8 protein-coding genes and 1 pseudogene are annotated in these 10,078 nt (G+C 74.0%); 2 read left to right on the top strand and 7 right to left on the bottom strand.

Annotation, left to right across the window (positions count from 1 at the left end; translation table 11 throughout):
- The 7 genes and pseudogenes from AB0L40_RS23915 to AB0L40_RS23885 form a co-directional block, all read right to left on the bottom strand.
- Positions 1-1,416 (bottom strand): annotated as a pseudogene (locus tag AB0L40_RS23915) (hypothetical protein); the annotation flags it as partial.
- Positions 1,413-3,515: a flagellar biosynthesis protein FlhA gene (flhA, locus tag AB0L40_RS23910; protein ID WP_364360643.1), complete on the bottom strand. Its 2,103-nt coding sequence runs from the start codon at positions 3,513-3,515 to the stop codon at positions 1,413-1,415. The pseudogene AB0L40_RS23915 and the gene flhA, both read right to left, overlap by 4 nt.
- Positions 3,512-4,588 (bottom strand): flagellar biosynthesis protein FlhB, encoded by a 1,077-nt coding sequence (flhB, locus tag AB0L40_RS23905; RefSeq protein ID WP_364360641.1) that lies wholly within the window; start codon positions 4,586-4,588, stop codon positions 3,512-3,514. The genes flhA and flhB overlap by 4 nt, the downstream gene beginning before the upstream one ends.
- A complete protein-coding gene (locus AB0L40_RS23900) occupies positions 4,585-5,373 on the bottom strand; it encodes a flagellar biosynthetic protein FliR (protein WP_364360639.1) in 789 nt (262 codons plus the stop codon). The genes flhB and AB0L40_RS23900 overlap by 4 nt, the downstream gene beginning before the upstream one ends.
- Complete coding sequence (gene fliQ / locus AB0L40_RS23895; RefSeq protein ID WP_364360637.1) at positions 5,370-5,678, bottom strand: flagellar biosynthesis protein FliQ; 309 nt, start codon at positions 5,676-5,678, stop codon at positions 5,370-5,372. Before fliQ ends, AB0L40_RS23900 begins: the two co-directional genes overlap by 4 nt.
- Entirely contained in the window at positions 5,675-6,310 is a 636-nt protein-coding gene (gene fliP / locus AB0L40_RS23890; RefSeq protein ID WP_364360635.1) for a flagellar type III secretion system pore protein FliP, read from the bottom strand. Before fliP ends, fliQ begins: the two co-directional genes overlap by 4 nt.
- Positions 6,307-6,960 (bottom strand): flagellar biosynthetic protein FliO, encoded by a 654-nt coding sequence (locus AB0L40_RS23885; RefSeq protein WP_364360633.1) that lies wholly within the window; start codon positions 6,958-6,960, stop codon positions 6,307-6,309. The genes fliP and AB0L40_RS23885 overlap by 4 nt, the downstream gene beginning before the upstream one ends.
- Positions 6,961-7,263: 303 nt before the next feature.
- On the opposite strand from AB0L40_RS23885, the gene AB0L40_RS23880 reads away from it, so the two are divergent.
- Together AB0L40_RS23880 and AB0L40_RS23875 are read left to right on the top strand one after the other, a co-directional pair.
- Positions 7,264-9,300 (top strand): amidase, encoded by a 2,037-nt coding sequence (locus tag AB0L40_RS23880; RefSeq protein ID WP_364360631.1) that lies wholly within the window; start codon positions 7,264-7,266, stop codon positions 9,298-9,300.
- 22 nt (positions 9,301-9,322) lie between these two features.
- Positions 9,323-9,961, top strand: coding sequence for a hypothetical protein (locus tag AB0L40_RS23875; protein WP_364360629.1), 639 nt, complete (start codon positions 9,323-9,325; stop codon positions 9,959-9,961).
- Positions 9,962-10,078: the final 117 nt, after the last annotated feature.

Raw genomic sequence — 10,078 nt, 5'->3', positions numbered from 1 at the left:
TCTCCAAGGACGGCGGGCGCTCGAGCTACCGCGGTCTGCTCGAGGTCGGCAAGGGTCGATCCGGTGCCCCGGGTCCAGCGGCTGCCCGTGTGCGGCGGCCTCGAGCACGACGGAGCGCGCCACCGACGGGGTCAGGCCCCGCGCGATCAGGCCGTACTCGGCGACGTCGGCGTCGACGCCGCGGCGGTCGGGGACCGCGACCGGGACGGCCGTGCGCGGCAGGGCGAGCGCGGCGCCGGGTCGAGCCTCGTGCGCCGTGCGGCCCGTGGCGGTCCGGGCGGGACGACGGTCGGTGTCGGGACGATCCGCCCCGGGGGCGTCGTCGGGCCCGACGACGAACGCGAGGTCGGCGTCGCGGTCCGGCGCCGGCGGGATCGCGGTCCGGCGCGCGAGGGCCCCGGATCCGGGCCGGACCGTCGCGACGGCGGTGGTGCGACGCGGGCCGACCGGGGTGGCGGACGCGGCGTCGGGCTCCGCGCTGTCGGTCGGGGCCCCGCTCGTCGCGGCGACGCGGGACGGCGAGGCGGGCGTCCCGCCGTCGGTCACCCCGGGAGTCCTCTCCCCCGCCGGGTCCGCCGGCGACCGGGTGCTGGCGGCGAGACCGTCGGCGGTGGCCCGGGCCGGACGCCAGGGGGCCACGCCGGCAGCGGCCGCGCGCCCCGCCGTCGACGGGTCGGCGGGGTCCGCCTGCACCTCGTCGAGTCCGTCGAGCAGCCCGCGCGTGACGGCCGAGCGCGGCGACGTCACCAGCTGGTCGGCCAGGAACGGCTCGTCGGTCGCGCCCGGCGCCGTCGCGCGGCGGCGCTCGACCGCGGCGTCGAGGTGGTGGAGGAAGGCCGCGCCGTCGATCGGGGCGCCGGCGCCTGCGGACCGGAGGACGTCGGCCGTCGCGTCGGACGCGATCGGGTCGGTGGCCCCCGCCGGACGAGCGGCAGCCGCCCGGTGGGTGGTGGCGGGCGCGGACGCGGTGGGCGGCGCGGGCGAGGCGGCTGGGGAAGGCGCTGCCGCGGCGGGCCCGCCCGGCGCCTCGTCGAGCCACCGGACCCCGTCGGCGGACACGTCCTCCGGCCACGCCGGGCCGTCGTCGTAGGCGTCGAAGCCCGGGGCCGCGCCCGCGACGGCCTCGACCTCGACGAAGCGCGTCTGGAAGAAGCCGCCGACGCCGCCGGTCAGGCCCTCGCGGCGGCGCAGCACGACGGCGTCGGGGCCGAGCGCCGCGCGGATCTGCGGCAGCAGCTCCTCGAGCGTCCGGCCGCGGAACCGCCGCGGCGTCGCGCCGGTGTCGAAGCGGGCCGCCACGCCCGGCGCGGCCGCGCCGCCGGTGCCCCGGGCGACGGCCCCCGGATCGGTCGCGGCGCCCGCGCTCGTGGTGGCGCCGGGCGTCCCGGCGGGGGCGTGCTGTTGCAGGGGGCTCACGGCTGGATCACTCCGACGGTCTCGATGTCGATGCCTGGCCCGATCTCGTTGTACGAGCAGACGGGCAGGCCGGGCAGGCTCTGCTCCACGAGCCGGCGCAGGTGGCGCCGGACGCGGGAGGAGCAGAGGAGGACGGGATGGATGCCGCGCCGGGCGGCGCGGTCGACGTCGTCGCGCAGGGCGGCGACGATGCTCTGGGCACGGGCGGGGTCGAGCGCGAGGACCTCGCCCTCGGGGGTCTGCACGAGCGCGCCGGCGACCTCCTGCTCGACGCCGGGGTCGAGCGCCAGGGCGCTCATCCGCTGCGCGGCGTCGAGGTACGGCGCCGTGATCTGGCGGGACAGCGCCTGGCGGGCGTGCTCGGCCAGCAGCTCGGGGTCGCGCGTCAGGCGGGCGCGGTCGCCGATCGCCTCGACGATCGTGCCGAGGTCGCGGACCGACACGCCCTCGGCCAGCAGCCGCTGGAGGACGCGTTGCAGCTCGCCGAGCGTCAGGGCCTCGCCCAGCACCTCGTCGACGGCGGCGGCGTTGGTCGCCTTCAGGCCGTCGACCAGCCCGCGGACCGCCTGGCGCGTCAGCAGCTCGCCGGCGTGGCGGCGGATCTGCTCGGTCAGGTGCGTGACGACGACGGACTCGCCGTCGACGACGGTGTAGCCGAGCGCCTCGGCCTCGGCGCGGGCGCCCTCGGAGACCCACACGGCGGGCAGGCCGAACGCGGGCTCCGTCGTCGGCACGCCCGCGAGCTCGCCGGCGGCGTCGCCAGGATCCATCGCCAGGTGGTGGCCCGCCAGCAGGCGGCCGCGGGCGACCTCTCCCCCGCGCATCCGGACGACGTAGCCGTGCGGCTCCAGCCCGGGCTCGTCGTGGACGCGGACCGGCGGGACGATGACGCCCAGCTCGGTGGCGAGCTGCCGGCGGACGTGGGAGATCCGCTGGAGCAGCGAGCCACCGTTGCGCTCGTCGACCATCGGCACCAGGCCGTAGCCGATGGCGAGCTCGAGCGGGTCGGGCGCCAGCGCCTCGACGGAGATCTCGGCGCCGACCGGCAGGGCGGGGAGCTCGGCGGCCTGAAGCTGCAGGCGCGTGACCTCGCCCTCGGCCTCCTGCGCCGCCCGGCGCTTGCGCAGCGCCAGGCCGACCGCGACGAGGCTGCCGCCGACGAGCACGAACGGCACCTTCGGCAGGCCCGGGATCATCGCGAACGCGAGCACCAGCCCGCCGGCGACGAGCGGGGCCTTGTCCTGCCCGAGGACCTGGCGGGCGAGGTCGGACCCGAGGTCGCCGTCCGACGCCGCGCGGGTGACGATGATGCCGGTGGCGACGGAGATCAACAGCGCCGGGACCTGGGCGGCGAGGCCGTCGCCGATCGTCAGCAGCGAGTAGTGGTGCGCTGCGTCCCCGAACGACATCTTGTTCATCAGGACGCCGATCGCCAGGCCGCCGATGAGGTTGATCAGCGTGATGATGATCGCCGCGATCGCGTCGCCCTTGACGAACTTCGACGCACCGTCCATCGCGCCGTAGAAGTCGGCCTCCTGCGCGATCTCGGCACGCCGGGAGCGGGCCTGGTCCTCGGTGATCTGGCCGGAGTTCAGGTCGGCGTCGATCGCCATCTGCTTGCCGGGCATCGCGTCGAGCGTGAAGCGCGCGGCGACCTCCGCCACGCGGCCGGCGCCGTTGGTGACGACGACGAACTGGATGACGACGAGGATGATGAAGACGACGAGGCCGACGACGAGGTTGCCGCCGATGACGAACTCGCCGAACGCGTGGACGACCGCCCCGGCCTCGCCCTCCGACAGCACCAGCCGGGTGACCGAGACGTTGATCGCCAGGCGGAAGATCGTCGAGAGCAGCAGGAGGCTCGGGAAGACCGAGATGTCCAGCGCCTTCTTGATGTAGAGCGTCGCGACGACGACGGCGATCGCGCCGGCGATGTTGATCGTGATGAAGAGGTCCAGCAGCGCCGGCGGCAGCGGCACGATCAGCATCGCGACGACGACCATGATCCCGACCGCGGCGAGCAGGTCGGAGTGGCGCATGATCCGGGTGATCGCGCCCTCGGGGCCCGCGCCCGGCGGGGCGGCGACGGTGCTCACGCCCCCACCGCCCGGCGGCCGTGGCGGCGGGACACCCGGTAGACGTACGCCAGCACCTCGGCGACGGCCTGGAAGAGCTCCTCGGGGATCGCGTGGCCGACCTCGACCTGGCGGTGCAGCGCGCGGGCCAGCGGCGGGTTCTCGGTCACGTGGACGCCGTGCTCCCGGGCGATCTCCCGGATCCGCAGCGCGACGAGGTCCTGGCCCTTCGCGACGACGGTCGGCGCCGCGCGGGCGGGGTCGTAGCTCAGCGCGACCGCGAAGTGGGTCGGGTTCATGATCACGACGTCGGCGGTGGGGACGGCGGCCATCATGCGGCCACGGGACGCCTCGCGCTGACGCTCGCGGATCTGGCCGCGGACCTCCGGCGGCAGCTCCTCCTGCTTGTGCTCCATGCGGACCTCCTGGTGCGACATGCGCATCGACTTGGCGTGGCGGTGCTTCTGCCAGAAGACGTCGATCGCCCCGATGACGAGGTAGACGGCGGCGGCTCGCAGGGCGATCCCCTGGACGTCGGAGCCCATGGTCGCCAGCAGCACCTGCGGGTCCATCCCGGTGGTGGTGGCGATCTCGTCGATCCGCGGCAGCACCGCGACGGCGACGACGCCCGCGACGACCCCGAGCTTGGCGAGCGACTTCGTGCCCTCGACCAGGGCGTTGGGCCCGAAGACGTTCTTGGCCCCCTGGATCGGGTTCAGCCGCTTCATGTCGGGCTTCAGCGCCTTGGGCGTGAGCTTCACCCCGACCTGGCCGAGGTTGACGACGACCGCGGCCAGCGCGATCGCGAACCCCAGCGGCGCCAGCAGCCGGCCGAACCAGGTCGTCAGCTCGCCGCCGAGGGCGACGACGTCGTCCTGGCTGTCCATCGCGTCGGGGTTCCCGGCGAGCACGAACCCGTCGTGCATCATCGCCTTCAGGTCCCCCACCATCCGCGGCCCCAGCAGCGCCAGGACGGAGAGCCCGACGAGCAGGACGACCGCGCCGTTGAGGTCGGTCGAGCGGGCGACCTGCCCCTTCTCGCGCGCCTCCATCAGGCGCTTGGGGGTCGCCGCCTCGGTCTTGTCGTCGCTCATCCCGCGACCTTCAGCGTCTGCAGGGCGGACGCGACGCTGCCGGTCAGGCGGTCGCCGAACCAACCGGCCGCGAACGGCAGCGTGACCACGATCATCAGCATCCCGACGACGACCTTGGCCGGGAACCCGACGGCGAAGACGTTCATCTGCGGGACGACCCGCGAGACCATCGCGAACGCCGCGTCGGTGAGCAGCAGCGTCAGCAGGACAGGCGCTCCGACCTGCAGCGCGGCGGTGAGGATCCCGGTGAACGCGGCGAACGTCCCGGAGACCATCGAGCGCAGGTCCGGGAACGCCAGCAGCGGCACCAGGTCGTAGGTCCGCGCGAGCCCGGCGATGATCAGCTGGTCGCCGTTCATCGCGACGAGGATCGCGATCCCGACCATCGCGTAGAGCTTCCCCAGGACGGCGCCCTGGCCGCCGGTCATCGGGTCGATCTGGGCGCCGAACGCGAAGCCGATCTGGATGTCCAGGAGCGCGCCGACGGCCTGGAAGCCCGCGAGTACGCAGGCCAGCGCGAAGGCGAAGGCGGCGCCGACGATCAGCTCCTTGACCAGCAGCTCGACGAGCGCGATCGGCTCGGTCGGGACGACCTGGCCGGCGAGCGCGACGGGCGCCATCCCGAGCGCGAGCGCCACGGCGACGATGCCCTTGACCCGCGGCGGGATCGTGCTGGCGGAGAACAGCGGCGCGAGGAGGAACAGCGGCGACACGCGCGCCAGGACGAGCAGGAACGCCGCCGGCTGCAGGCCCGTCAGCTGCTGCACGGTCTCCTGGGGGCTCATCGGCGGCCCACCGTCGCGGGGATCGAGCCGTAGAGCTCGGTCGTCCACGAGACGATCGTCGAGAGCATCCACGGGCCCGCGATCAGCAGCACGATCGCGGACACGACGAGCTTCGGGATGAACTGGAGGCTCTGCTCCTGGATCTGGGTGACGGCCTGGAAGATCGAGACGACGACGCCGACGACCAGGCCGGCGATCAGGAGCGGCGCGGCGAGCTTGAACGCCAGCTGCATCGCGTCCGTCGCGATCGAGACGGCGGAGTCCTGGTTCATGTCGGCCAGGACGCTGTGGAGCCCGCTCGTCATCCGAAGGACTGCACGAGCGATCGGGTGACCAGCGCCCAGCCGTCCACGAGGACGAAGAGCAGGATCTTGAACGGCAGCGAGATGAAGACCGGCGGCAGCATGATCATGCCGAGGCTCATCAGCGTCGCCGAGACGACGAGGTCGATGATCAGGAACGGCAGGAGGACGAGGAAGCCGATCTGGAACGCGGTCTTCAACTCCGAGATCACGAACGCCGGGATCAGGACGCGCGTCGGGACGTCGCCGCGGGTCTTGGGCGCGTCGACCTTGCCGAGGCGGACGAACAGCTTCAGGTCGCTGTTGCGCGTCTGCTTGAACATGAACTCGCGCAGCGGCTCCTGGCCGCGGTCGATCGCCTGGGCGGTCGAGATCTTCCCCGCGAGCGCGGGCTCGACCGCGCGGTCCTTGATCTGGTCGAACGTCGGGCCCATGACGAACAGCGTCAGGAACAGCGCGATGCCGACGAGGACCTGGTTCGGCGGCGTGGTCTGGGTCCCGAGGCCCGCCCGGACGAAGCCCAGGACGATCAGGATCCGCGTGAAGCTCGTGACGCAGAAGAGCAGCGCCGGGATCAGCGTGATCGACCCCAGCAGCAGCATCACCTGGACGGCGTTCTGCCCGTCGACGTTCATCCGCGCACCGTCATCGCGCGCAGGCGCTCGAGCAGCGTGGTCGCGCCGCGGCCGACGGCCTCGGGGGTCCGGGCGCGCAGCCAGCGGAAGGTGTGGCCGAGCACCGAGGCGACGTTCGTGCCACCGCCCGGTCCGCCCGTCCCGGTCGCCCGCGGGCCGTCGGCCTCGTCCTCGTCGGGCCACAGCCCGAGCGCGCGCGCCTCGTCCTCGTCGTACCGGCGCAGCGTGGTCGCCCCGTTCGCGCCGGAGCCGAGCAGCAGCAGCTCGTCGCCGACGCGGACGAGGCTCAGCGCCCCGCCGCCGTGGAGCGGCAGCGTCGTGACCGCGTGCAGCCCGGTGCCGGTCGGCGCCTCGCGGGCGCCCTTGACCTGCCGGAGCACCCAGGTCACGCCGTAGATCACGGCGACGACGACGAGCAGGCCGACGATGACCCGGGCGATCCCGCCCCCGCCGGCCCCGACCTGCTGGCCGCCCGCACCGTCGGCGCCGAGGTCCAGCGGAGCGTCGTCGCCGGTCGCCTTCGCGGCCGCGGCGAGCGCGCCGGCGGGGTCCAGCAGGAGAACCGCCGTCGCCAGCGCGAAGCCCGCGGCGGCGGTGCGGATCCGCCCCGCGGGCGGGGCTGGTTCGAAGAGTTCGCGGAGGGTCGGCATGCGGCGTACGAGGGAGCACGGCGCTCCGTCGGACGGGGTGATCGGCGCTCAGGTTTCGAACTTGAGTCGTTTCGCAACGGGTTGCGAAACGGCCGACGGCGGGTCGAACAAACGTGCAGAAGCACCCGCCCGGCCTCCGCCGAGGCACCCCGCCGGATGGCGGAGTTCGCACGATGGTGAAAGCGTCAACACGCCACTTGGGCCATCGGGACAGCCGCGAAGCGGACCGCGGTTCGTAGCCTGCAAGACGTACTCGCACCGGGTCCCGACGGTGCTCCGCAACGCCCACGAGGTCCCTGCTCCATGCGAGATTCATCCGCTTCCGCGGACACGGTCGTCGACGTCCTCGACCGGCCGGCCGACGCCGACGCTCCGGCCGTCACGACGACCGCGTCGACCGCCCCGGTCGCCACCCCGACCGAGGAGCCGACGGGCCTCAGCCGCCGGCACCTCATCGGCAAGGCGGGCGTCGCGGGCGCGGGCGTCGCGGTCCTCTCCTCCGGCGTGCTCGCGGCGACCGCGACGTCCGCCGCCGCGAAGGCCGCGGACCCGGGCACCGACGTCCTCCCGAGCGTCGCGTCGGTCAAGACGCGCCTGGAGACCGTCCGCATCGTCGACCTCGACACCGTCGAGCAGGCCGCGCTGCTGCAGGCCCGCGAGCTCACCTCCGTCGCGCTGACCCAGGCGTACCTGGACCGGATCGACCGGTTCAACGGGCCGTTCGAGAACTACACCCCCGGCGGCAACGGCTACCTGAACGCCTTCGTCCGGATCGCCCGCGACGAGGCGCTGCAGGCGGCAGCCGCCGCCGACGCCCGGCTCGACGCCGGCCACGGCGGCGGGGAGCCCGCGCCGTACCTCTGCGGCATCCCGATGGGCGTCAAGGACTCCATCGGCCTGAAGGACCGCCCGGCGCAGAACGGCACCGTCGCGTTCAAGGGCAACGTCGGCGTCGAGGACGGCCCCGCGATGGCGCGCCTGCGGGCCGCCGGCGTCGTCTTCCTCGGCCACACGATCTGCTCCGCGTTCTCCGGCGCGACGACCGGCAACTTCGCCGGCAACGCGTGGAACGCCAAGTACATCCCCGGCGGCTCCAGCCAGGGCTCCGGCGTCGCGCCGGTCGCCCGCCTCGCGTCGGCGTGCATCGGCGAGGAGACGGGCGGCTCGATCATGTTCCCGTCCGCCTGCAACGGCGCGTCGGGGATCAAGCCGTCGCTCGGGCTCGTGTCCGTCGCCGGCGTGATGCCGCTGCGCGTCGCGGTCGACGTCATCGGCCCGATCTCCCGCTCGATGCGCGACTCCGCGCTGATCCTCAACACCATCCAGGGCGCGGACGCGGAGAACGACCCGCAGACGCTCTCGGCGCCGCTCCCGCGGGAGCCCATCCCGATGACGCCGAAGGGCGGCAGCCAGCCGCTGGCCGGCCTGACGATCGGGATCCCGCAGACCGACTGGATGGGCGTCGTCGATCCCGGCCCGCAGATCCCGCCGCAGCAGCGCTACGACGCCGACTACCTGACGATGTTCACGCGCCTGCGCGGGCAGCTCCAGACGCTCGGGGCCACCGTGATCGAGTTCCCCGGGCTCGACCTGCTCCTCGCGAGCAACAACACGTACCAGAACAACACCGACACGCTCCAGACCGTCGACGGGACGGCGATCACGCCGCTGTTCGCCGCCAGCTACCCGGACCTCTACGACGTCGGCTTCGCGGACTCGCTGGAGGCGTTCGCCAACCAGTTCCCGGCCAATCGCGACGCGCTCCTGGCCAACTACGGCCGCCGGCCGGGCGGGACGAACGACTCCGCCGTCCCGCGCACGTTCGCCGCCCTCGCCGCGGTGCACGCGGGCGTCACCGCCGGGGTCCGCCGCGAGGGCAACCGCCGCCGCCGGCAGCTGGCCGCGAACTACCAGAAGGCCCTGGACGACGCGGGCGTCGACTTCATGCTCGTGATGAGCGTCGGCGCCAAGATCGGGCTGCGGCCGGGCGGCGGCTTCAGCCGCTCGCGGACGTACTTCCAGACGCCGAACATCCTCGGCTGGCCGATGGTCTCGTTCCCGATCGGCTTCGGGACCGACAGCGAGCCGCTGCCGATCTCCGCCCAGTTCTGGGGCTCCCGCTTCTCCGAGCCCCTGATCGTGCAGTCCGCGCTGGACTACCAGGCCGCGTTCCCCGAGTACCACCGCGCGATCCCGCCGGAGCCCACGCCCGTACCGACGGCCCTGCGCCGCACGACGACGCCCAAGACGAGCTTCGAGATCGAGGAGGTCGACCCGATGTTCTCGAACGACCCCGAGGTCTACGCGGCCGCCGCCCCCGACATCCTGCGCCCCCGCTGATCGCGAGAGACCGAGACCCCTCATGCCCTTCTTCACCCTCTCGCTCCGGCCGGCGCTGTCGCTCGAGCACATGCCCGTCGACCCGACCGTCGTCGGGCCAACCCCGCTGACCATCGGCTGGACCGGCAAGCAGTCGCACTACACGCTGCAGTACGACCCGTCGGACCTCGTCGTCACGCCGGGCACCCCGGACCCCGTCGTCGTCAACCCGCCCACGGGCCCCGCACCGGACGCCCCCGGCGTCGGCGGGCCGGCGCCGGTCTCCCCCGCGCCGCCGTCCGGCACGGTCCGCCCGGCAACGCCGCCGCGCCTGTCCGCGCCGGCACGGATCACCCCGACGAGCTTCCGCTCCAAGGGCATCCGCGTCCGCGTGACGCTGCCCGAGAAGGCGCGCATCGAGGTCTACGCGACGACGACCGTCAGGAAGCGCCTGTCGCGGCGTCGCACGACGACCCTCAAGCGCACGATCACCCGCAAGCGCGTGCTGAACCTGCCGAAGGGCTCGACCGCCCTGCGGATCCCGTCCAGTGCGCTCGGCCGCGCGACCGTCGGCCCGCGTGGCCGCGCCCGCGCCACCGTCAGCCTGCGCACCCGGTTCACCGACGGGCGACTGGTCACGGTCACCCGCACCGTCCTGATCGCCCGCAAGACGACGTCCTAGGGAGCCGCATGCCCGATCGCACCGACCTCCACCCCGCTCCCGACGAGGCGGCCGCCGCGACGGCGGGCGTCTCGCGCCGCGGCTTCCTCGGCCGCGTCGGCGTCGCCGGCGCCGCGG

It is taken from the genome of Patulibacter sp. NPDC049589 (assembly GCF_040675535.1).
Taxonomy (GTDB): Bacteria; Actinomycetota; Thermoleophilia; order Solirubrobacterales; family Solirubrobacteraceae; genus Patulibacter.
This window is presented reverse-complemented; position numbering and strand designations above follow the sequence as displayed.

What these genes read in the sequence shown, in the direction of transcription:
- fliP (WP_364360635.1), bottom strand. Translation starts at nt 6,310, where the DNA reads ATGAACGTCGACGGGCAGAACGCCGTCCAGGTGATGCTGCTGCTGGGG.
- AB0L40_RS23900 (WP_364360639.1), bottom strand. Translation starts at nt 5,373, where the DNA reads ATGAGCCCCCAGGAGACCGTGCAGCAGCTGACGGGCCTGCAGCCGGCG.
- fliQ (WP_364360637.1), bottom strand. Translation starts at nt 5,678, where the DNA reads ATGACGAGCGGGCTCCACAGCGTCCTGGCCGACATGAACCAGGACTCC.
- AB0L40_RS23875 (WP_364360629.1), top strand. Translation starts at nt 9,323, where the DNA reads ATGCCCTTCTTCACCCTCTCGCTCCGGCCGGCGCTGTCGCTCGAGCAC.
- flhB (WP_364360641.1), bottom strand. Translation starts at nt 4,588, where the DNA reads ATGAGCGACGACAAGACCGAGGCGGCGACCCCCAAGCGCCTGATGGAG.
- AB0L40_RS23885 (WP_364360633.1), bottom strand. Translation starts at nt 6,960, where the DNA reads ATGCCGACCCTCCGCGAACTCTTCGAACCAGCCCCGCCCGCGGGGCGG.
- AB0L40_RS23880 (WP_364360631.1), top strand. Translation starts at nt 7,264, where the DNA reads ATGCGAGATTCATCCGCTTCCGCGGACACGGTCGTCGACGTCCTCGAC.